The organism is Richelia sinica FACHB-800, assembly GCF_014698825.1.
Taxonomy (GTDB): Bacteria; Cyanobacteriota; Cyanobacteriia; order Cyanobacteriales; family Nostocaceae; genus FACHB-800.
Genome location: NZ_JACJTT010000054.1, coordinates 1 through 24708, shown reverse-complemented (window position 1 = coordinate 24708; position 24708 = coordinate 1). Strand labels below are relative to the sequence as shown.

Annotated in this window: 15 protein-coding genes and 1 CRISPR repeat array; of the genes, 2 read left to right on the top strand and 13 right to left on the bottom strand. The window is 38.6% G+C overall.

What is annotated here, in order from left to right:
- Nucleotides 1–41: 41 nt before the first annotated feature.
- Together H6G73_RS22665 and H6G73_RS22660 are read right to left on the bottom strand one after the other, a co-directional pair.
- A complete protein-coding gene (locus H6G73_RS22665; protein ID WP_190608558.1) occupies nucleotides 42–641 on the bottom strand; it encodes a hypothetical protein in 600 nt (199 codons plus the stop codon).
- Nucleotides 638–1786 (bottom strand): ParM/StbA family protein, encoded by a 1149-nt coding sequence (locus tag H6G73_RS22660; protein ID WP_190608557.1) that lies wholly within the window; start codon nucleotides 1784–1786, stop codon nucleotides 638–640. The genes H6G73_RS22665 and H6G73_RS22660 overlap by 4 nt, the downstream gene beginning before the upstream one ends.
- Before the next feature lie 701 nt (nucleotides 1787–2487).
- Between H6G73_RS22660 and H6G73_RS22655 the strand changes: the two genes are divergently transcribed.
- Both H6G73_RS22655 and H6G73_RS22650 read left to right on the top strand, forming a co-directional pair.
- Nucleotides 2488–2850 carry a plasmid mobilization protein gene (locus H6G73_RS22655; protein WP_242034286.1) on the top strand — a complete coding sequence of 121 codons (363 nt, stop codon included), beginning with the start codon at nucleotides 2488–2490 and terminating at the stop codon, nucleotides 2848–2850.
- The gene (locus tag H6G73_RS22650; protein WP_190608555.1) at nucleotides 2847–4631 is read left to right on the top strand and encodes a relaxase/mobilization nuclease domain-containing protein; all 1785 of its coding nucleotides are present in this window, start codon (nucleotides 2847–2849) and stop codon (nucleotides 4629–4631) included. The genes H6G73_RS22655 and H6G73_RS22650 overlap by 4 nt, the downstream gene beginning before the upstream one ends.
- Nucleotides 4632–4979: 348 nt before the next feature.
- Here H6G73_RS22650 and H6G73_RS22645 read toward each other — a convergent pair whose 3' ends face one another.
- From H6G73_RS22645 to cas2, 11 genes are all read right to left on the bottom strand, one after another.
- Nucleotides 4980–5675 carry a hypothetical protein gene (locus H6G73_RS22645; protein ID WP_190608553.1) on the bottom strand — a complete coding sequence of 232 codons (696 nt, stop codon included), beginning with the start codon at nucleotides 5673–5675 and terminating at the stop codon, nucleotides 4980–4982.
- A gap of 24 nt (nucleotides 5676–5699) precedes the next feature.
- Nucleotides 5700–6161, bottom strand: a complete 462-nt coding sequence (locus H6G73_RS22640; protein ID WP_190608552.1) for a hypothetical protein — start codon at nucleotides 6159–6161, stop codon at nucleotides 5700–5702.
- Between the two features lie 4 nt (nucleotides 6162–6165).
- Nucleotides 6166–7566, bottom strand: a complete 1401-nt coding sequence (locus H6G73_RS22635; RefSeq protein ID WP_190608550.1) for a MotA/TolQ/ExbB proton channel family protein — start codon at nucleotides 7564–7566, stop codon at nucleotides 6166–6168.
- Nucleotides 7567–7693: 127 nt separating this feature from the next.
- The gene (locus tag H6G73_RS22630) at nucleotides 7694–9223 is read right to left on the bottom strand and encodes a hypothetical protein (protein ID WP_199317833.1); all 1530 of its coding nucleotides are present in this window, start codon (nucleotides 9221–9223) and stop codon (nucleotides 7694–7696) included.
- Nucleotides 9195–10685 (bottom strand): hypothetical protein, encoded by a 1491-nt coding sequence (locus tag H6G73_RS22625; RefSeq protein ID WP_190608548.1) that lies wholly within the window; start codon nucleotides 10683–10685, stop codon nucleotides 9195–9197. The genes H6G73_RS22630 and H6G73_RS22625 overlap by 29 nt, the downstream gene beginning before the upstream one ends.
- Before the next feature lie 34 nt (nucleotides 10686–10719).
- Complete coding sequence (locus tag H6G73_RS22620) at nucleotides 10720–12444, bottom strand: RAMP superfamily CRISPR-associated protein (RefSeq protein WP_190608546.1); 1725 nt, start codon at nucleotides 12442–12444, stop codon at nucleotides 10720–10722.
- Complete coding sequence (locus H6G73_RS22615) at nucleotides 12444–12968, bottom strand: hypothetical protein (protein WP_199317832.1); 525 nt, start codon at nucleotides 12966–12968, stop codon at nucleotides 12444–12446. The genes H6G73_RS22620 and H6G73_RS22615 overlap by 1 nt, the downstream gene beginning before the upstream one ends.
- Before the next feature lie 14 nt (nucleotides 12969–12982).
- Nucleotides 12983–13855 (bottom strand): type III-B CRISPR module RAMP protein Cmr4, encoded by an 873-nt coding sequence (gene cmr4 / locus H6G73_RS22610; protein ID WP_190608544.1) that lies wholly within the window; start codon nucleotides 13853–13855, stop codon nucleotides 12983–12985.
- Nucleotides 13848–15020: a type III-B CRISPR module-associated Cmr3 family protein gene (locus H6G73_RS22605; RefSeq protein ID WP_242034285.1), complete on the bottom strand. Its 1173-nt coding sequence runs from the start codon at nucleotides 15018–15020 to the stop codon at nucleotides 13848–13850. Before H6G73_RS22605 ends, cmr4 begins: the two co-directional genes overlap by 8 nt.
- Nucleotides 15017–18103: a type III-B CRISPR-associated protein Cas10/Cmr2 gene (cas10, locus tag H6G73_RS22600; RefSeq protein WP_190608542.1), complete on the bottom strand. Its 3087-nt coding sequence runs from the start codon at nucleotides 18101–18103 to the stop codon at nucleotides 15017–15019. Before cas10 ends, H6G73_RS22605 begins: the two co-directional genes overlap by 4 nt.
- A 316-nt stretch (nucleotides 18104–18419) precedes the next feature.
- A CRISPR array of direct repeats spans nucleotides 18420–24128; the repeat unit is 36 nt; unit sequence GTTTCCATTCAATTAATATCCCCAGCGAGTGGGAAT.
- 183 nt (nucleotides 24129–24311) lie between these two features.
- The gene (gene cas2, locus H6G73_RS22595) at nucleotides 24312–24593 is read right to left on the bottom strand and encodes a CRISPR-associated endonuclease Cas2 (protein ID WP_190608539.1); all 282 of its coding nucleotides are present in this window, start codon (nucleotides 24591–24593) and stop codon (nucleotides 24312–24314) included.
- Between the last annotated feature and the right edge of the window lie 115 nt (nucleotides 24594–24708).

The following is a 24708-nucleotide window of genomic DNA, read 5'->3' as shown; positions in this document are numbered from 1 at the left end:
CTTGCTCCTTTGTTTTTAAATAATTTTGCATTAATGGATAATTAAATATCTGCGAACATATCATCATTGTCATCATGAAAAGACCCTCTTCCGGGAATGAAAGAGTCAGAGTCAATCCGATTATTTGGCTGATTATTACTACTCACTTGAGATTTGCTGCTTTCATTAGCATTTTTACTAGAACTACCAATATCCAAAGTGAACATATTAGCCAGGTTTTGAGGATTAGCAATCGTACTTAGATTGACAGGCAAAACATCGCTTGATTTATTTGGTAGTCCTAACTCCATTCTTAAATAAGCCAAGTGTTGCTCCAAAGCATGACAACAAATTAAACTTATCCGACGTACTTCTTGATCATTAATACCTACACCTGCATCTACTTGTGCTTTGTATGCTAATGGCAACCAGCACATTCTTAATGCTTGCAATACCATTTCTTTGCTAGAACGCACTTCATCTCCCTGTTGCAGATATGTAATTAACACCCCATCTACTGTATTTGAGTAAGGACGACAGTGAAATTTGAAATCTTTACGGTATCTTTCATCAATACTTTTAGACCTTTTCCTATTACTGTCTTGTTTATTGGGATGTGTGTTATTGGAATTATTTTGGGACTGTTTTCTATTTCCAGTCATGCGACTTTCTCCATTTGCGCTCTAAATCGCATAAATAAACCAAAGGCATCAATTAACCTAAAGGACAAAGTTTCCTGCTCTCGAAATGTATGGTGATAATCATTACTGGCATTCTTGAATGCTTCCTGTACCTGCTGTTGTAAATCAGTACCCCAGTAAGTGGAAATCTCTTCAAAACATTCCTGTAATTCGTGCTCTAAGTACAAAGCTGCACCACCACTTAAAATCACTTCATTTACCGCAGGTAAAGTAGATTCCAGCCAGTCGTAAAGCCTAGACCAATACTCTGCTTTGGCAGTAGCAATGGCATTAACAATCATCTGCAACTCATAGTCAATGTTTTTTGGGTCTTTGCTTTTGACCAAAGCGCGGATTGCTTGATTATCTGCTGTGATATCTGCACCAGCAGCATAGATAGCAGCAGTTAAAGTAGTGGCATCTTGTCCAGATGTGCGTTCAATTACTCGTTTTACCATTTGGTGAAAGCCCAGCCCATTCGTATAACCCGCCGTCATCTTGCCCCGTTCAAATAAGAGAAGGCTACTATTGCGATGTCCAAACATCAGCACCGCAATGGTTTGAGCGTTGAACCATGATTTACCGTTCTGGCGTTGGCGAATCATGGCCAATCCCGCACCTTCAGGTAAACACTCGAATCTTTCCAGCTTCACCCGCAACTTTTGACCACGAAATCTAAAATCTTTGAGTGCAACCCGCAACTGTTCTTCAAAGGCTTGGCGATTTTGATATTCCCCATAGGGTAGTAGTGAGGTGAGCGATAGCGAGAATCTGTTGGGCAGTTTATTGTGTTGAGCGATCGCACCAACTACCGCTAAAGCTTTATCAATTGAAGTTTCGTACTTGAGTTTATCTAGTCTGGCGGATGCTGAAAACTGACGTGCTAAAAATCCCACTACTGTACATTGTGTATCACCATCTGCTGTACAAGATACCCAGGCTTCATCTACTGGATTAGAAGATTCTAGACCCTTGCGACTTGACATATAAGCGTCAATCGAACTTTGCGGCAACCTCAGCATTTCTGGTTCCATTGTCATTAAACATGGTTTACCTTCAGTTGCTAGTTCATAAACAATCTTGGTCAAGGAAGCACCAGGGTCAAAACTAACAATCAAGTTTGACATTGATTCTGGTTTGCCTAACAACTTCTTTTTAAGTTAAGTGCAAATAAAAATTATGCCTATCTACCTACTGACTATTTTTTTGCCAAAATTTTTATCCAGTTGGCTATTTTTTTCACAAGCGTTGATCAAGTCGTTGCTTTTATGCTCAAAAAATTTGATTCCAAAAAGTGCGCCATTGAACCACCACTAAACCACCATCAAACAACCATTGAGCTACCATACTACTGCCAGACAACAACCATTGCACAGCCATTTAACCGCCACTCAGTATGCTTTGTATAAGTATTGATATTCAATAAAAAGCCTTATTGACAATAAATCTGCCAACGAACCACCATCGAACTGCCAACATACAACCATTGAACAACCATCGAACAGCACTCAATTTTTGGATTTGAGTAGTCCAAAAAAACATTTGGGGCATAGCAAGCCATGTCGCAATGTGCATCTCTATGATGCAAAAAATTTGTAATTTTCAGGGAAGGAGCGACAAGCTTGCCCTCCTTTCACGGTTCCCCTACTTCAGTAGGTCAACCACCGTGACGGAGGGGGAGATAATACGAAAAAAATCAAGTTCAACGAAACCAAGATTCACTTTAAATAGCGGCTGTAAAATACAAAAAATATCCACTTGGTTAATGACTGATGAGCTTGCTTATTCCAAACTGGAAATAAAGGATATCTTTGTCAGCAATTCAACCATGCCTCAAAAAGAGCGCACAATTAGGTTTCATATTTGCCTCACACCAGAAGAAAAAGAACAGGTACAACGAATGGCAGAGGAAAACAGCTTGACAATGGCAGAGTTATTCCGTGCCAAGACTATCAAAAATAGATTACCCAGGCGTGTTACTAAAGTTGCAGGCCAAACTTACTGGGAGTTAGGAAAAATAGGTAACAATCTCAACCAAATCGCTAAAGCTATCAATACATCGGTACTTATGGGTGAACCAGTGGTTGTAGATCGAGCATTACTAGAAGAGGTGAGAAATTTGGTAAGACAAGTGCGACGAGAAATTACGGAAGTTGATTTAATTACTGATTTACAAGACGAGGAAGATTGATTGCTAAACAGGTTAAAGGTAAAAGCTTTATCAAATTGCTCAAATACCTTCTTGGTAAGGAAGGAGCAAGACAAATTGGTGGCAATATGGACGAAACAACTCCTCGTTCATTAGCTGCTGAGTTACACTTGTCTAAGCGCATTAACCCAAAAGTTACTAGAACTGTTTATCATGCTTCTCTGAGTTTGCCCCACAATGAGAGTTTAGATGATGACACTTGGCACGAAATAGCCCTGAAATATTTACGAGCAATGGGCTTTACCATGAATCAATATATCGTGGTGCGGCACACTGACCGAACTCATGACCATGCACATATTGTTGCTAGTCGTATTCGCTTAGATGGAACTACCGTTTCTGATAGCTGGGACTATCCCAGAAGCGAAGCTGTGATTCGTAACTTAGAGAAAGAATATGGTCTGCAATCAGTAGAACCAAGTAAGAGTAAAGAGGATCGTAGTCCTACTACTGGGGAACGCAGACAACTTGCGAGGACTGGAGAAGAAAGTGTAAGGGTCAAACTTCAGCGATCGCTTGATGAGCTAACTCATGACCACCCAACTATGCCAGAGTTAATCAAGCGATGCCTTTGGCCGGCTTCGCCAACGCAACAAAAAGGTATTAATGTCTGCGTTGGCTACACTCGCACAGGCAAAGTTAAAGGCATCAGCTACCAACTTGATGGCGTGGCTTTCAGTGGTACGCACCTTGGTAAAGCTTATACCTTTCCTGGGTTACAAAAGTATCGAGGTGTCAGCTATGTTTCCAAGCGGGATGATCAGCGTATCCAGAAACTTATGAAGCAAAATGTTAAAAACGCTACTGACAATCAACAAAACCTGGATGAGCAGCGCATTCAAACTGAGTCGAATGTTGAAAATAGCACAATAAAACTTTTTTCATCACTGGATGACAAGCATCTTCAAAACCAAAACACTGTTAAGTACGCAACATTAACAGTAGAAGTACAGCAGGATAATCAACTTGTCGCAAAACCGATGGTGCAAACTGTTAATAATTCAACACCATCTCTCAAACAAACAAATTCTTTACCAACACCCGACCTAGAAAACTGGGAGCAAATACGCCAAAACTTAAACCAGCAGTACAAGTTACCTGTCTCTCTGCTCAACGAACTGTATCAAAAGGGTTGGCTCTATCCCAGTCAAACAGGTCAACCAGTATTTGTAGAACGCACACTTGATGGTGTTCCCACTCTTACCAAACAGCTAGAACCAACTGGTGATTTTACTGCTATTCCTCTCAACTCTGAACCTACGAAAAATGGTAGTTTTTGGATTGCTACGGACACTACAGTCAAAAGAGCAGTTTTACTGAGTGACCCTATCGAAGTTCTCTCTGTTATTGCCTTGGAATCTGCTATTAAAAAAAGAAAGCGACTACCGACATTGTATTGGAGTTGGAGTGTAGGCGAGCAGTCTGAAAGCAGTAACGTAAGCGATGGCGAAACGCCCACTGTAGGTGATTGCACGAAGCGCAGTGCCGGAGGCGATCGCACTTTGTCCAGTGTTAATAATGCTTTGCAAACTGCCCCAGGAAATCGCTTTCAAATACCTTTAGAATTTTTACGCTCACTTGATACAGTGATCATCGCTTTTAAAGATAATGGGAATGAAGACTTGGTATCTGAGATATTGACTGAACTACCACATGCCCAACGAGTTTTTCCTGGCCAAGCTGGTTGGTATAAGCTGTTAACTGATGGTAAAAAACAACCCAAGTATAACCAAATACCACACCCCCAAGATTGGGAAATTTAATCACTAAGGGACTTCCAAATAAAAAAATATCCACTCGTTGAGTAAGCAGGGGATGCAGGGGATGCAGGTATGACAAGACCCACTGTTGCTGTTTTTATCTCTTAAAGTACCAGTCTGCTGTTCCAGTATTAAATTTGCCGGAGCCTAATTCAAGTATAAGGTTGCCATTGCGGCAAAGTTTTCCTTTAAGTCACAAACTTTCGTACTCAGATATGGTTCAAAGTGACCATGATATGATTCAAAACCAGATTTTTATTTATATTTGAGTTGACGCTGATATTTATATGGCAGCGATCACCTTTTGGTGGTTTCTTCTGAGCATAGCCTATAGTGAGGTTTATGCCATTGTTACTGCACACCTACACTGCGTCCTTGAGAACTAAAAATAATTGGACTTTCAGGAGTTTGCGGTTCCCAACCTACATTAAACCCCGCTTTCCAAGCGATTTCTCTAGCTTGACGGAAAGTAGAAAAACTATCGGGCCTGACCAAAAATGCTATATAATCTTTCTGGGTTTCCAACTGAGATAAAATATTTATATATTCAGAATTACTGCGATTTAAATCTATACTTGATTCTCCACTATTGATGGATTTAAGATTGTATTGCCATGCGGCAGATTCTAAATCTAATAATTCAATTTTATAATATTGCGTTTCTGCTCTAAACTCTTTTAATTCTTGTAATTTATTTTGCAGACAAATTTGATAATTTCTAATCTCATTTATATAACTATCTAACATTTCCGGAGTATAATTAGGCTCTGTACAAATAGGTAGATTTTTAATAAATTCTTGAATTTGATTATTAACTGATTTAGTATCTAAATAAATAACCCGATTACCGCTAATTTCAAAAAAAATCGGTTGTTTATCAGTTTCTTTCACTAATGGAGTCCTGACTATTGTACTAGACTGTACTGCGACCAATGTAATAAAAAGACTAATGAACATTAGCACCCCAACAGTGTTGGTTAAGATGTCTAAAAAAGAATCTAAATTTTGTTGGGGAAGTTGGGATGTAAAATTACGTTTTCTTCTCATATATGCACGCACCATTAAATTATATCAGATATTATCTTGAATTTTTAGTGTCCATCCTTCATCAAGAGGTTCATAACCAATATCGATTCCTTCGGATTCAATTAATGTCCTAACCTGTTTAAATACTTCAATTCCATCAGGTCTTATGGCGACAATGAGATATTGTTTATCTCGATTTATTTTTACTTCTTCAAGCAATGTTTTTAATAAAGAATAAGAAAAATTAAGTGTATTTATACTAACAAACTTTTCACCAGGATAAATAATAATACCATCACTACGACACTCAATATAACGAGGTTGTTTACTCTGATTTTGTCCATTTTCCGTTCTGGCAACAATAGTAACTTGCCTTTGATTGCTGAATGTTTGTGCCATTAACACAATAATCAATAAAATTAGCACACCAATAGTACAAGCCAAAACTGATAAAAATGGGAAAAGTTCAATTTCAGTTGCAGAACGTTTAGTGATTCGTTTAGGCATAAGTTTATGAACGCTTTTCTTCAGCTTCAACTAAGGTAATCCGACGTGGTTTATTCAGGTTTTCCAAGACTGGTTTTAATAATGACAAATTGGTGCGGACTTCTCCTAATACTTGTTCTAATTGTGCGGTTTTTTCTAAAGTTTGGAAACTCTGCTCTAAACTGCGTTGTAGTTCTACAATCTTAGTGATTTGATTGGCACAATTTTCTAAAGCAGCAATGCGACTATCTAAAGCTGTAGCAGCTTTCTGGAGTCCTTCAGAAATTTGTTCTGTATGTGTGTTAAAATCTTGGTTAATAGTTTGGTAATTTTCTTGAATTGCAGTATTAATTTGTTGGATTTCTATAACAATTTCTTGACTCGATTGTTGTTGTTGAGCTAAAGTGGTAACGAAATTCTCTCTATCTTTAACAGCCATTTGATTAATATAATTCATCTGCTGTATAAGTTTATTGGTTGCCCCTTGAATTTTGCCAACTTCACTTAAAAACCCCTGAGCCAAAGCATCTGCGGCTTGTTTAGCGTATTCTTGGGCAGGTTTAATCAAAACTTCTGGTGAGGGAAGATGTTTTTGGAATGCCTGAGAAATGGCATCATCAACAATGGTTTTATTTAAACTTTCTGCGGCTTTGAGACGTGGTAAAAGTCTGTCGTTAATATAAATATCAATTGCCAATAGTAATCGGGATTCCTGTCTTTCGACTAACACCAGAGGAATCATCACCAAAACACTAACAAATAAAGCTAAAAGTGTCGTATCAAAAGCTACGGCTAAACCACTGGTGACAGTACCAATACCTTGTTTAATTTGTTCGATATCACTAGACTGTTGTAAGAAGCCACTAAAACCGTTGACTGCACCACTAATACCAACAACTGTACCAATGAATCCTAAAAGGGGAATTGCCCAAACTAAAATGCGAGCTACAGAATAAGAAGTTTCTGCGGTACTGCTATAAAATGCAGAGTCTTCCATTGCAAATTCAGTAGCAGCTTGTTTATTTTCAGAAGCTATATAAGCAGCAATTACCCGACTACAACGACGAGCTAATAAACTTTTTTCTTGAGATAAAGTTTGTTGTAGTTTTTCTATTTGAATAGATGTGGGGTTATCAAATGTAATATTTTCCGGTAATAAATCTTTTCTAAATGCCCTGGATTCACTTTGGATTTTACCATATTTCAACACAGTGATCGTGACTACCATCCCACCAAAGAATATGGCGAGAATTTGGGTGAATCCTCGTTCATATAACAGAATACCTAAAAATGTGCTTTTAATAGGTAACACCGCAGCATAGATACCAAAGGTAACGATTAATCCTAAAATGAGGATAAACCAAATTTTGATATCTAATTCTTGACGGTCTGATTTATGAGCAAAGTTTAAGGATTTGGCAGTCATATAGTTTTATTTTGGCTGGATTGATAATCGTGTTCAAACGGCTTACTGCATTGCTGATTATGTGATAGCTTCACTCGCCGTAACCATCGCCTCTGGCGCTGCGCTCCGCGCAATTGCTCATCATTCGTTAACTTGCATCTTCTAAGTATTGCAGTCCCCATTGATACAAAGAACGCATTAATAGGTTATGAAAATTGGGGGGAGTGCTAATTTCTTTGAGAGTATTGATCATCAGCTTTTTAATGATTTCTGGGGTTGTTGGTATTTTAACTCCTTCAAAGTTATGTTTAGCCCAAATATCACCAACCTGTTTGGCATTTACTGATTCACCTTCATGAATGATTTGATTGCGGTTTTTCCTAATATCACCCATTAATTTTGACCATTTATTATCTTCCTTGAATTTCTTGTATAAACACCACCCTTGGATTAATTCTGCTAACGTCGGTTCATTTTTATCTCTGACTATCCAACCTTTGGTATACCATATTTGATTTATAGATTGCAGATATAATAATTGTTCCAAAATCTGCACAAACTGTATAAATGCTGTGGTGTAGTTTTCTCTGTTTAATGTTAATTGCAATGCCAGGGTAGATTCCCATAGATTAGTAATTTTATTATCTTGCAGCTTTTGAAGTTGGGTTTTCCAAGTCTCAATTTGTGCAGAATTAACTACTTTACTAACATCCTTAGAACTTACCCATTCTTTGAGCTTTCGGTAAAAATCATCATTAGATTCCCCATTACTATATTTTGCTAAAAGCCCTGCTAATTTATATGATACTGGATGCCTAGTTTCATGAACTTTTAACCAAATTTGTGCTTCTGAAAAATCACCACGTTCCCAAGCTGATTTGATTCGCAGTTTTTCTAATGCCCAGAAATATTCCCCCATTGGAATGCGTTGAAAACTCTGGGAATAATTAGCGGTTACTGTACCATTTTCTAGTGTGGTGAAAAACTCCGGTGGTTCATCAGGACTGGCATTAAAAACCTTGCATTGGCGTACTAAAGCAGCCGCACAAATTTCTACACAGGATGCCACTGCTGGCGCACAACCTTTGTTTTGTATCCACAGTACAAATTCTTCGTTATTGTTGGGATAAAAAGCTTCCAGAGCTTCTTTTAAAACTAGCTGTTCTAATTCTTCGCGAATTCCTGAAGTATCATTAGCATTAATTTTGGGTGCATGAATATCTACGCGGATATCAGGGAATAAACTTTTAATTTTCCCTTTCATTAATTCTGCTAACCACAATGTATCTAGTCTACGATAAAACCATGATACATCCTCTGGTTGGTCAGTTGCCCATAGTATAATATGTTTTAAACCTTGGGTGACTGCGGTTTCAATTATAATTTTATCCAGTAATAATTCAACATTATTAAAATCCCCACCAAGCCATTCTTGACAGTGATCATAATATCGTTTACCTAAATCCCGGCCACTCCAAGGATAGGTTTTATCACCATCTTGATGATGACCCCGTTCTATTCCTAATTCTTGATATAATTCATTGATATGAGCCGGATACCCAATGTTACCATCTGCACCAAAGGAACGAATTACACCGTCTTTACATCGCCAGCCTATTTGTCTAGTTCCTACAGTGATGATGAGAGTGCTAACTTGATTGGTGTTTGTTGTTGTCATGATTAATGATTTCCTGTTTTTCTATTGCTTCTAAAACTTGCGTATGAATTTGAGAAAAAATACTAGCTTGTGATAGGTTTTTAAAGGACTTTCCTGTTACTAAATTAATGCAGTTGAGAATCCTTTTTTGCCATTGTTCTGAGTTGATTATATCCTCACCCCAAGCCTCAAAAACGTCTTCTTCAGCTAAACCACCTAAACGATGAGAAAAATTATTTCTCGCATCTTTAGCTGAGTTCCAAAATTTTTGAAAATCAATACTATTCGCTGTTTCAGGAATAGCTTCATTTAATAGGTCTTCTAATAACCATCCCTGTAATTTTACTTCTGTTTTTCGTTCTGGTTTGGTAAAATAATTTTTCAAAGATGGATATTTTTGCAAAATAGAATCTTTAATTAATGGATATTGATTTTTTCTTTCTTGAACATAATCAGGAAAAGAATCAGCAGCCCACCAATATAATAGACCTTCAATAGCTCGATAACTATGTAACATTGCTTCTGTGGTATTTTTTTGGCGAAGACGAATTACACCTAAATAAGCCTGTTCATAAGCCATCCATAATCTGCCTTGTACGCTAGATATTTGTGTAGAACTTCTAGCAAGAGATAAGAATCTTTCAAATTGTCCTTGATTCCATAATTTACCAGCTTTTAATAAATTAGGTATTAGTCCAAAATTAGCAGATGGTTGTTGAAAATAAGGCTCTAGTAAATCATAAGCTTCTGTATAATCATAGCTTTCTAATAGTTTTAAAGCCTGTTTTTGGTTTCTATCCCAAAGATAGTTAGTACCTAAAAATGGACCACTATAATCTGATGGGATACCATTACGATTTGCGCGTGTATTTTGTTGAACTTCAAAAAATAAAATGCGATCGCCATAGAAACTAAGTCCTGAAACTCTTGCAGCTTCTGATGTTTGACCTACTCCTCCCTTCACACATACCCAAATGGGTTGATGAGGTTGAATATGAATTTCTTTTCTCCATGTTTTTCTCCACCAGTTAAACATCTGTTCAAAATCAGAGGGGTTAGTACCATCCTGTCCAACATAGAGAATAGAGATATTATCATTATTCAGATTTTGGAATTTACGAATAATCCACTTTTTGATTATCTCTGTTGTATATAATGTATCTTTTTCTCTCTGTTTTACTTCTGGTTTTTGGTCAGTAGCAATTAAATATACTTTCTCAATTTCTGATGCGTTTTTGTTAAAAATATTTCCTGTAATTGCTGGTTCTAAACGCTCTATGTATGTATCAATATTATCTAATAGATATTTAGTTAACTCTCTAAAAGAAACATTATGTAATCCTAAGTCAGAAAGAACTTCCGCTTGTTCACCAATAATTTCCCCATTTTGCATTCTATCATCACCAACATTAAACCATTCGCCGGAGGCGATTTGAAACATTAAATCTCTAGTGCCAATGGTGGCTATTAAAACTGATTTCATAACTATTTATACCCAGAAATATTATTCTAGAAAATTAAACTTCTTTTGGAGGTTGTACACCAAATAAATGTACACTTCCTTGTATATTTCCTAAATCACGAAGAAAGCGCGATCGCACATGATTAGCATTTGGTGTTTGTCCACCCATAAATAAACAAACAATCTCTTGACAGTCGGTTTCTTCTTCTTTATTGGGAATATTTACCCGTTTAATACTTGCCCAGGAACAGTAAGCACCACCACCACCTGCATTACCACCTAAATCTGGATTACGTTTATACCTTTGTTCTTCATTATTCTGATAAATTAAATCCATTCCATCCCCACGAGTCTCAACTGCATCTATGTCTTTCCATTCCAATGAATGAATATCTATGGGGTTCATATTCGGTCTAGGAACTACATAAATTTCACAAGTGGTAGGTGAAAAAACCTCTGCTTTGATATTACGGTTATTTGTTGATACTCTGTCCTGCCAGTGATTTCTGACTACTGTTAACCAAGTATTATACTCTTGATTCCAAGCGTCTGGTTTTATTGGTAAACCAAAGTTTTTAGATGTCAGTTCACCAGTATTTTGGTTTCTAACTTTGTGAGTCAATATTAAATTTGTACCTCTCGCTGCTTCATGGCCATTATTCATACAAAATATATGTAATGGTCTACGCCAGCCACGACCAACACCACCAACCATTACTGCAAAGCGAATTATTGGCAAAATGATTTTATTGAGGATATCTTTTGGTGCGCTAATTTGCAGCTTGCCTTTCCATAGATAAAAAGATGGTTGATTATCAGACCTTTCTCCCCATGTTTTACCTTGAATCATTTGCAGACGTACACAACCTTTGCGACTTTTGCCATCACCAGCATCTATATCTCCCATGAGTTCAGCCACAGTCAATTTAGCGAGATTTTCCGGCATTACTCCCAAGAAAAACCGCATCAACCAAGAACGCAGCCAACCCCGCCAGTGGGAAGGACGTAATTCCATTGTTTGAGTATGTGGACCTGCATTACCTTGACTGTAAAGGCTAAAATCAAATTGTTTAACTGCATAATTAGGGTCAGGAGTAAGATTTTGTGCAGCAAGAGAAGTTTTTAGAGTCCCATATCCTGAAGCAGTACGACTACCAACACCATATAAACTTAATGCCTGTTGTACCCATTCCCAAACTTCGCTAACTTCCTCTTCTGTAGCTTTTCCGGGTATTCCTCTAATTGCAACTATCACAGGAATTGAATCTTTACCATTACCTAAAGTGTAAAGAGACAATGGTGTACATTGTCCTTGATGATATACCTGAAATTCCTGTTGAGGATTAACAATATCTAAACTTAATTTAGTTGCTGTTTCTGGCCAAGCATCGAGAAATTCTATTTTCCCAGCAGTGATTTTGTCGTTTTCTTGATAACCTAAAAGTTCGTGCATTCTGGGTAAAATTTCGGGTCTTTGTTTTGCCCATGCTCTTACCAAACCTCGGATAGAAGCCCCTGGAATGTAACCATTGAGGGGTAGAATTCTTAATCTTTCCCAGTTTTCACTAACATTGCGTTTAGATTCTGGTCGTCCTTGAGTTGGCAGCCATGCACCGCAAGGTTCACCAGCAGAAACAATGGTTTCTACATCTGGATGGGGAAATGAACCAACTTTAGCACGCCACTGGATAGTAAAAGTATCTTTTTTAAATAATCCAGATTGCGATCGCTTCTGATGTTGCTTTTCCAGTAAATTAATCAATTGAATACCTGTATACATTAATCCTCCTGATAGGCTCTAGCCCAAAAATTCCAATGGTTAGCTAATAACAAAGATTTCCGCCAAGTCAACATATATTCTTGAGGCTGCTTTCCAGTCATCTCTACTATTTGTGTCATTAATTCTTCTTTATTAGGTGGTTTATTTTTATCTAATGCTACCATCTGACCTAGTAATGATTCCCATACTGGTACAGTACGTTTTCGCACCTCATTATTATCCTGAGCATTTGCTTGATTTAGATATCCAACCGCAGACAGTAAACCAAAAACTCTTAAATGTTGAGATAACCTTAAAACAGCAGTTAAATCATTTTTATCTAACTTCTGTTTTCTGCAATATTGTAAATACTTTTGAATATGTTCGTGAGCAGATAAACTCATCTGTTCTGGTAAAACTACAGAAGAGTTATTATCACTCTTAACAGTTGCAACCTTCACAGTTTCAGAAGGAGTTGGAGTTTTTGCCGTAATAGTTGATGCTGGTTTTGTAGGATTAGATTTAGGTGGATACTTCTTAGACATAATTTTATATTCCTTTAGGCTGTAACTTGGTCTTTAACGGGTGATGTAACATGATTTGTCCAACCTTGAACCCAACCCCGTCCTACATTAGCTTGTCCACCTACTTGAAATAATTCTTGTAAAACACTAATTAATAGGTTGTGTTCTTTTTCTGTTATGGGATTATCTTTAAGTAAACTGTAACCCCAAGGATAATAAAAAATAGTGTCTCTGGGAATACAAATATCTGTCCAAAAAATCTCAGCAGAACCTTCTGGATTTACTCCTTCTTTATCCTGAATTTTGTTACGAACTTGTGTCCAGAGGGAATGTTCCATTAATACTTGAAAATCTGCATCAGGTAAAACAATTAAATTACTGTCCCAAGTGGGTTTTACAGCATCTTTTAATGAATCTGGCCATCCTGTTAAAGAAATAGCTTGTTTTTGATCTGGAGATAATAATGAAACTTGAATTTGAGCATCAGCCACAGAATAAACTCCTGCACGATTACCCACGGCATGATTAGGAAATATTGCTGCTTTTTGGCGCGAAACTAGGGCATGATCACGAATTAATGAATGACAGCTAACCCAAGTAAAAACATCTCTATTATTAACTGACATGGTTCGCATAGGAATCCATAGCAATCTTGCATCTCCAAACCAAACTTGATGAACTCCCATTTGACCTTGTTTGTCTAATTCTTTTCCAAATAGGGTTTCTGCTGCTATTTTATTTAATATTTCTACTCCATCTCTCAAGCTACCACGTAGGGAAGATCCGGGTACATAAGGGAAATTTGTATGTACTTCACGGGCAATTTCTAAAATATTACCTAAGTCTCCTTCACCTCCACAATGAATAGGTGCAAGACTGTACATATAACCAACTCTAAAATCAGGCATTTTCTTTTTCTCCTATTTCTTGATACTTAATCCACAACATTTCTGAATAACCCAGTTTTCGCCAGTTATTTACACGATTATCTTTATTAGTTCCATTCCTTTCTAGTCTTTCTTGATCCTGAAACAACCCTTGAGGCTTATTCAAATAGTATAAACTCCCCGGTGGTGCTGCAAATACTTGGGGTGCAGGAATGCTATTTTTTTGGGTTTCTTTCTCCCTGATTCTACAACCAATGGGTACGGCTTTTTCTGTGGACATACTCACAAAATTACCGTCTTTGATTTTCCACTCCCAAGGATAAGGACGACATAAATTAACTCTATTTTGATGCTTGTCTGTATGGGGTCTTTCAAATACTCCAGGAGTTACTAAATAAGCTATTGTTTTACCATCCTGTTGAAAATTATTATCAGAAATGTTTTGTAAATCAGCCCACTGTTCCCCCAATTCTGGACAAGATTCTACAATTACTCTGTGTCCTTCTCCTCCCAATCTGATTGTAGCAGGTGTTGTAATTTCTTTGTCCTTAATTCCTATAGCAAACCCCCAACCTTGATGTAGTCTAATAGCGTTTTCTACAAAATAACCATCAGCATCTTTGACTTGTTTCGTTCCGGGTTCAATGCTATTATGAGAACGGGTTTCTATGGTGTATGGTTTATCCTCGTATCTACCCTCAACGGCTTGCCAATTTTCCTTATTAATTCTACCAGATTCTAAATATTCTTTGACAACTTCATAAGGTAAATACTGTCTAAACTTTGCTTCGGAATTCCCTACACATTTTTGTAATGGATTGTTTTGACTTTCTTCCTCTTCGTCATCTCCATCTTTAGCATTATGAGGTTTCACCAATGGGCAAGGTTGGGTTTCATCCCATAAGGCATTATTGATATGAGATTTGCTTTCCCATTTTAAAGGTACAAGAGCAGTGGATTTCACAAACCCCAAAGGTCGAGGTAAATATAGGGTGTTTTCATAACTCAAAAATGGACCAGTAATATCAAATTCACCACCACCCAACAATCCCCGCAATGCTCCGGCTATGGTATGTCCATTGGGAGGAAACACACTACCCGCCCACGCCCTCTGCTGTGGTGAAAATGGTTTGGCATCCCTCAGCATTAAAATATCCAATGGTGTCATTTTGTACCAGTGCATCATTTATCACCTCTTAGTTCGATGTGACGGTTACGTTTAACGAAAGCCGCAAGTTTGAGCCAGTTTTGAATTTCGGTATCCAGGTGTTTGGTTTGGGTAGTGATAAACAATGCTTTAAGGAAGTCTGCAAGGTGTTTCTGGAACTTTGTTTTCGCGGGTTCATCACTTTGGAACTGATCACGGCGATCGCAAAACAATTTGGTCCAGGGTTCTATGGCCTCCTGACTCGGTGCTGGGTGCTGACTCCACAGATTCGCTGCTTGTTCAAAAATGGAGCTTTCTAAGTCCTCTTCAATTAATTGTTGCCACTGATAAAAAACATCAAATTTAGCGGTGGATTTCAGGGTGTTACCGTTTCCGTAGATTACCCGCACTTGTACTGCATCCTTGGGTTGCTTTCCACCTTTGTCATCTACATAAACATGGTCTTTGGCTTTTTCTTCCGCTTCCCAGAGACTTTCTAATGTGATCGCCAACGGTACTGAGTGATGGGCAATTACGATACCAAAGCTGATGGTGGCCTCACTTCCCATTGTGAATAGGGGGCGGTCAACTAAACCAACTTCCTGAAAGTTATCTTTTGAATATTTCCAGTAATCACCCTCGCTATTAAATTCATTGTGGGGGTCTTCAGCACCTTTAAAACATTGGCGGATATCCCACAACCATTGATCCCATTCCCACAGGTTCGTATAGGCTAAAACGTCATCACCACCACCGTAAATTAATCTACCAGCGTAACGGGTTTGAGTGATGTAAGGTACTAATTGATTGGAGAAGTCTAATAATGCCCGACTTAATGCACTGTGGGTACTAGGTCCCATACGTTTTTGGATGGCTAAGAAATCTGGAAAATTCTCTAACTTCACTGATAATGTTGAAGGAATATAATCACCATAGGTTTTGAGCTTTGTTCCCTTTAGCCATTCACTCATGCTATCACCATCACCTGCGGCTAATACATACCAATCTGATGGATTATTGCTGGGGTAATGTTTAGTAAGTATCTTTTGAATTTCCTCGCGATAATCACGCTTCTTAGCAATGATTTCTTTTCTGATCACCTCTTTATTCTCTTCATTGGCTTTATCTAATTGTACTTGTAATATGTTTAATTCTGGAGTTTGTAAATCTTCTACTAACCAACCAGCATTTAATAGGCGACAATGATATTCTTGCAAATGATGATTAATATTTGGATTGTCTATCCAGGGAATACCCCATTTCTCAGACATTTCATCAATTATGGTTTTAGCACTAGGAAATGTTGCTAATATTTCTTGACAGACATTATCAAAATTTTCTTGATGCTTATGATTTTCTGCATTAAATTTCAAATACCCCGCAACCCCAGAAGTTAAGTCTGGATAAGATGCTGCAATATCTTTTTCTGGGATTTCCAACAAGTGAGGTAATACTTTATGTAAACCCCGTTTTAATACTTCTGTTGCATTTAGTTGTTCTGTTCCATCAAATAACCCTGCTTGTTGTTTCCAATAATTCTGAGTTTCCCCTTCTGTTATCCAGTCTTTTTTATCCTTGTCTTTATTACCAGGATTCACAACCGGACCAATACCGGAAATTGTAGAACGTGGTCCGAAAGCTGTGGGGAGTTCCCAGTTTCTCGCGTTTTTTACTGATGCTAAACTAGCACGGGTAGCGTCGAATATATAACCCCACCATGAACCTATGTTGGCACTAAATCCTCTTTGATATTTTTTCCAACGTCGTTTATGTGCTTCTCTTAGTAAGTCTAACTCTTTATCTTTAAAAAGTTGATTTTCTTTTGTTCTTAAATTATATGTCCCGTTCTGGATATCTAACCAATCTTGAAATTCTGCATCTTTTTGTTCATCAATTGCGGAACTTTTCAGACCTATTCCTAGTTTACCAATTGGTACTGCTGTCCAATAAAATTGCCACTGGGATTTTAACCATCCTTGCCAAGTTGTATCATTATATTGTAATTCTGGCATCCAATGACGCTTATCATGCAGTTCTTCAAATACTAATCTTCCAATCTTTAACCATTCTTCTAATAGCGTTTGCTGGGCTGTCTGCATTGCAGATTGAACTTTGTCTTTAGGTAAAACTAATACTAAAACATTAGGGAATCCGGCGGTTAATAATGAATCTATAGATGGTTGTTTTACCCATTGTGAAAAGTCAAATTTTATCTTTTGCGCCTTTTGCAATTTTTCAATTTCTTGTAATAACCAATGGTCAATTAATGGTTGTTGATACAAACTAGGATAAAGTAATGTATCTGGTCCATATTGTTTTGCTAAAACCCAACAAACTCTAGCTGATAAATAATGCAATAGCCAAGAACCCGCCCAAAAATCACGCATTTTACGACTGGATTTGATGAGTTCCTGTACTGGGGTGAAACTAAATACTGCTAAGTAAGGATGAGATAATTCTTCACCTGTCCAACGCTGTACTTGTTCTGCTGTTAAATCATATCCTGCTAATGAACCTGCTAATGCTGATGTCATACTAGCATGACTCCAAATAGAAGCATCGGGAATCCTGGTTTCTGCCGGCATTAACATTAATGAACTATCATTAAATAGTTGACAGGTTGCTTGAGGTAAACAACGCCATAACCACCAATATAGTTGCTTAATTTTCTTAATATCATCTTTAATACTTGGATCTTGTAATTCTTCAGGTATTTTTGCAAGTAATTCCTTCTGTTCTTTCTGTACTAAATAATCTTTACGTTTACTTTTAATAAGTTCATCATGTGAATTAATTTTCAATTCCTGCCTTGCACCGGATAATAAATGTATAATCTCTAATCCCTTATCACGGTTTTTGCGTGGAGCATAATTTATACTAGCGGTGACACTACCTATGGCTGACCTATCACTAGCTGAGGCGATATAGTCAGCTAATAATATATTTTCTAGAGCTTTACCATCAGATGTACCAGGGATTTTCTTCGTCTCAACCCAAGGCTGCATTACTTTCAGTTGCTCAAAAAAGCTTTTACCCCCCCGTCCACTATTATTATGTAATGCTTTTAATACAGGGTCATGCAGCAACCCCCAGATTTTGGCCCGCCAATATTCCGCTGTCATCAGTAATATCCCTATGTAGCTTATAGGTAAATCTTAATGGCGTAATTCAGTGTTTGTCTAGGAATCAAAAATATCTAAAGAATTTTGTAAGGTTGTCTATAACTCTTACTCTGTAATCTTTTCTTCACATTGAGGATTTTATTACAAATATTTTCTTGTTTTTGACATCTGTTATCGTTTATGCAGGTTTAAAATGGCTGTGTTTTGCTTGGCAAGCTTTTTATAGTATAAATTCACTAAATTTAATTTAACTGATGGTGGGAGTTACCACGTAAGAATGGCGATCAGATCGCTAGTTTCCATAGGCGTGCCAAAGGCATCGTTTCAATTAATATTCCCAGCGAGTGGGAATTTTCTTAAGGGACTTATGCCCAGAAAATCAGCTAATACAGTTTCCATTCAATTAATATCCCCAGCGAGTGGGAATCTGAAAGCTCATGCCAAAAGAATCAGGAGGAAAATCGTTTCCATTCAATTAATATCCCCAGCGAGTGGGAATATCTGGTATTCAGAAAAACGTTAATACTAACTTAATGGGTAAGTTTCCATTCAATTAATATCCCCAGCGAGTGGGAATTATGTTGCTAACGATAGAGGTAATGATTTAGGTTTACCATGTTTCCATTCAATTAATATCCCCAGCGAGTGGGAATAAGGAACAAACTAAAGAGCGCGAACGGCTACAGAAGTTTCCATTCAATTAATATCCCCAGCGAGTGGGAATTTATCACCGGTAGGAACTATTCCCCGTTCTTTGCAGATTTGGTTTCCATTCAATTAATATCCCCAGCGAGTGGGAATCTGGACTCTAATACCCAAATCTCATGACAGGGTATGCCGGGGGTTTCCATTCAATTAATATCCCCAGCGAGTGGGAATTTTGAGCGTATTGTAAAAAATAGCCATTTTTTGAAAAAAGTTTCCATTCAATTAATATCCCCAGCGAGTGGGAATACCTTAAGTCAAGTGCTAATTGCTTACGGTATTCCAGTTTCCATTCAATTAATATCCCCAGCGAGTGGGAATGATACCAAACAAGTTCTGAAACTTCTCAGCGTTTTCGTTTCCATTCAATTAATATCCCCAGCGAGTGGGAATATAGAGTTTATTGATACTCTCAGAAGAGAGAATTAGTTTCCATTCAATTAATATCCCCAGCGAGTGGGAATTTTACTGTATTCTCTAGTAAACTGCCTGAGCATTGTCGTTTCCATTCAATTAATATCCCCAGCGAGTGGGAATCTATTTACGCAAGGGCGATCCAGGGGAAGCATTCAGTTTCCATTCAATTAATATCCCCAGCGAGTGGGAATAACGCTACTTCTAATCCCACATTTAGTTAGTAAAAGTTGGTTTCCATTCAATTAATATCCCCAGCGAGTGGGAATTTATACTAGGTTTGAGTCTTAGTCTAGTCTACTTAAGTTTCCATTCAATTAATATCCCCAGCGAGTGGGAATCTTACAAGGTTAAACACATGTCACGCTTTTAAAAGTTTCCATTCAATTAATATCCCCAGCGAGTGGGAATACTTTCAAACAAATAATAAATCTTTATCTTATAAACTGTTTCCATTCAATTAATATCCCCAGCGAGTGGGAATAAGAGAACCTAGCTTTAACTGTTCGTGTAGCACCTCAGTTTCCATTCAATTAATATCCCCAGCGAGTGGGAATAAATCAGAGGTGAGTTGGCTACCTAGTCTAAGGTAGAGTTTCCATTCAATTAATATCCCCAGCGAGTGGGAATCTAGTGTTTGAAGACCCTCTGGGTTATCAAGATGGGGTAATGTTTCCATTCAATTAATATCCCCAGCGAGTGGGAATGCAAGAATACTGTTTTTAATCCCTCTCGACACATTTTGTTTCCATTCAATTAATATCCCCAGCGAGTGGGAATCGACCTGGTTATCTACCTTGCGAACTGTGGAGACATTCCACCGTTTCCATTCAATTAATATCCCCAGCGAGTGGGAATCTATAGAGAACTAGAGAAGTATCCATCAGGACAATTGTTTCCATTCAATTAATATCCCCAGCGAGTGGGAATTTCCTCTTCGGAAATAGTGCAAATTCGCGCTTGACTCGTTTCCATTCAATTAATATCCCCAGCGAGTGGGAATGTTTACTGATCTCTGAAGTGGTTAGTGAGGAATGGGTTTCCATTCAATTAATATCCCCAGCGAGTGGGAATTCCATCATACTGCGCTTTGATGCTAGAAGAATCAATGCCGTTTCCATTCAATTAATATCCCCAGCGAGTGGGAATTGATAGGGCCTTTTGGATTTGGGACGCAAATATTGGTTTCCATTCAATTAATATCCCCAGCGAGTGGGAATTATAGAGGATTAGAAAGCTATCCCTCAGGACAATTAGCGTTTCCATTCAATTAATATCCCCAGCGAGTGGGAATGGGTAGTCTTTGAAGCCCTCTCAACCTATACTTCTAATGTTTCCATTCAATTAATATCCCCAGCGAGTGGGAATCCAGTGATAGTGAGGAATATCAGGAATAGTTAACCAGGGTTTCCATTCAATTAATATCCCCAGCGAGTGGGAATCCTGTAGTCAAGGTAGACCAAGGGGTTACTACAGAAGTTTCCATTCAATTAATATCCCCAGCGAGTGGGAATAAGCTCAAATAGCCTTCTCCGGATTAATTGGTTTAGTTTCCATTCAATTAATATCCCCAGCGAGTGGGAATTTGCGCTCCTTCTAGGGCTGTGCCACGGGATGCAGCAGTTAGTGTTTCCATTCAATTAATATCCCCAGCGAGTGGGAATGTGGTAAAGAGCTCTATAGAATGTGCCAAGGATCTTGTTTCCATTCAATTAATATCCCCAGCGAGTGGGAATTTCTTCAGGCTTATTATCAGTATCAGCTAGAAAACCGTTTCCATTCAATTAATATCCCCAGCGAGTGGGAATAGGGATGAGTGGTTTAACAACCCCGGCACACTTGTTCTCGTTTCCATTCAATTAATATCCCCAGCGAGTGGGAATACCTAAATCAGCTCCTAAAGCTGCGACTAAGGTTGCTGTTTCCATTCAATTAATATCCCCAGCGAGTGGGAATCACCGTCAGTTGGTAACACAAAACTTAGTTTATGCTGTTTCCATTCAATTAATATCCCCAGCGAGTGGGAATTCTGCTAATGGGGCACTGGCTAGAGTAGTGCAACCCGACGTTTCCATTCAATTAATATCCCCAGCGAGTGGGAATTAGTGAGTTAATTGCAGTTGGTACAAGGATAAGAGTTTCCATTCAATTAATATCCCCAGCGAGTGGGAATCAGAGGAACATGATTTTATATCCGTTCATTCACACGTTTCCATTCAATTAATATCCCCAGCGAGTGGGAATGCAAACCAAAGAGGGTCGTGAGCAAATCATTGAGGTGTTTCCATTCAATTAATATCCCCAGCGAGTGGGAATTAGGTCGTGACCCATTAGGAGCCGACTGCGGACAGTACAGTTTCCATTCAATTAATATCCCCAGCGAGTGGGAATTCCACAGTAGATGGGCTCCTCCTCAGGTAGGTGTGGTTTCCATTCAATTAATATCCCCAGCGAGTGGGAATGATTTGGCCAAGGGAGTTGCCGCTGTAAACAGCACCGTTTCCATTCAATTAATATCCCCAGCGAGTGGGAATTACATCACTTCCATTGTGAGTGAGCAGTGCCTAGAGGTTTCCATTCAATTAATATCCCCAGCGAGTGGGAATTTGACCACATAGTGCAGGTAGCGACCGGTAAGACCAGCACGTTTCCATTCAATTAATATCCCCAGCGAGTGGGAATGTTTTTCAACAGACGACCAAAGCCTCAAGAAAATTCTGTTTCCATTCAATTAATATCCCCAGCGAGTGGGAATTTGTGCCTCTTCCTGTCATCTGGTCTAACAGGAAGCTGAGTTTCCATTCAATTAATATCCCCAGCGAGTGGGAATACGCAATCTTGAACATACCCTCCCAAGGTCAGCTAATGTTTCCATTCAATTAATATCCCCAGCGAGTGGGAATAATGGAAAGCGAAGTAATTGCTCATTTGTCCATCCTGTTTCCATTCAATTAATATCCCCAGCGAGTGGGAATGGTAACGGCAGTCAACATGTACGTCTGCACGTTAAATTCGAGTTTCCATTCAATTAATATCCCCAGCGAGTGGGAATTGCGCCTCGTGCAGGGCCTCGCCCTCGGCGGCGAATGTTTCCATTCAATTAATATCCCCAGCGAGTGGGAATTAGATACTACTTTGCCTTACATAATAAGACTAAGCAGTTTCCATTCAATTAATATCCCCAGCGAGTGGGAATTATCAAAAAGGTTTATCTATAGCAGCCCAAATGGATTCTGTTTCCATTCAATTAATATCCCCAGCGAGTGGGAATCTTTACGTTTTGTACCTTGTCCACAATCAATCGGCTTTGTGGGTGGTTTCCATTCAATTAATATCCCCAGCGAGTGGGAATGGACTTACTTATCGAAGACATGAACGAGGTTGACCCGTATGGTTTCCATTCAATTAATATCCCCAGCGAGTGGGAATCAAAAAGATTTATGGGTCTCCTGAAAACTCAGGAGATGTTTCCATTCAATTAATATCCCCAGCGAGTGGGAATGGTTAGACGAAATTATTGATAAAGTCACAGATATTAGGTTTCCATTCAATTAATATCCCCAGCGAGTGGGAATATGTTCTATTACGAGACTTGAATCAGATATTTTTGTGTTTCCATTCAATTAATATCCCCAGCGAGTGGGAATTCTACAGTAGCGCAAACACCCCTGAATATTCCTGTTATTGCAGTTTCCATTCAATTAATATCCCCAGCGAGTGGGAATATTTTTGAAACCTTTGATTAACGCTTGTCCTAAGCCTAACCCGTTTCCATTCAATTAATATCCCCAGCGAGTGGGAATCAGACTGTAAGCATACCGGGTTTACCGGGCTTGAATCGTTTCCATTCAATTAATATCCCCAGCGAGTGGGAATATTGCAGGTGCAGCCTGTAAACATCTCACTCGTTCAAGTTTCCATTCAATTAATATCCCCAGCGAGTGGGAATTTATTCGCCCCGGGTGTAAACCCCCAGGTTATCACTCAGGTTTCCATTCAATTAATATCCCCAGCGAGTGGGAATGTTACTTTGAAAATCAGCACCGTAGACAGACGCAACGAGTTTCCATTCAATTAATATCCCCAGCGAGTGGGAATGTGGGTTTAGCTTGGGAAAATGGGGCAGAAACAGAGTTTGGTTTCCATTCAATTAATATCCCCAGCGAGTGGGAATCAGATTATTCAGCATTCATGATGATTGGGGTATAGCGGTTTCCATTCAATTAATATCCCCAGCGAGTGGGAATTGCTATGCAAGCAGCCGCTCAACAAGTGCTTAACAGTTTCCATTCAATTAATATCCCCAGCGAGTGGGAATCAATCTGCAATGCGTTGCTTTCGGATGAAGCTAAAAGGTTTCCATTCAATTAATATCCCCAGCGAGTGGGAATCCAATTGAAAAGGATAAAACCAACCCACACTTTAAAAGTTTCCATTCAATTAATATCCCCAGCGAGTGGGAATACCCGGAACAGTTGTTCAACGTCATGACAGGTGGAGGTAGTTTCCATTCAATTAATATCCCCAGCGAGTGGGAATTGCACTTGGAAGTCACCAAAGACATCCCCGATGCAGGGTGTTTCCATTCAATTAATATCCCCAGCGAGTGGGAATCTAACAAGGTGAACTACGATATTCAACTTGCATACAAGTTTCCATTCAATTAATATCCCCAGCGAGTGGGAATGACCTACGGGATAGAGCTAGCCCTCAGCGAGCCCAACGTTTCCATTCAATTAATATCCCCAGCGAGTGGGAATTCACAAAGACTGAACCAAAGCAGCTAGTAATATCTCGTTTCCATTCAATTAATATCCCCAGCGAGTGGGAATAAAAGACCCCTATCCAGATGTACCACTAACTAAAAAGTGTTTCCATTCAATTAATATCCCCAGCGAGTGGGAATACCTAGATTTTAAACCATTACTCTGTAACGAATCTAGAGACAGTTTCCGAAGGTCAGGAAAACCACCATCAAACAGCCCATAAAGCAACCATTTAAAACCCTGTAACCTATATTCGGCAAGCTATCGAAGGTCACAACCAAGAAATCAAGACTCCAGCCATTTTAGTCCTACTTCGGAAACAACTAGATAATAATTGAACTTGGTGGTTCAATCACAGGTATTCCCACACCCCAAGTTTCCACCTGAGACAGAGTATGTCTAGACAGCGGATAAAATCTCACATTATCCTCTTCTAACTTCAGCTTTTTCCTTAACTGACGGCGTAAATTTTGATACTTCTCTGTGCTTAACTGACATTCAAATACAGAATACTGCACACGCTGCCCATATCCTTCTAATAAATCAGCCACCTTTTTACGACGTTTATCGCAAGGAATATCGTAAGAAATTACATACAAAAACATAAACTTAACTTATATCTTGCACCGGGAAATATGAATGTTAATTCCTTGACTAAGTAAGAAAGAACGCCTTCGCTCAAGATGAAGTAAAAAGGAAAACAAAAGGAATTGTGGAAAG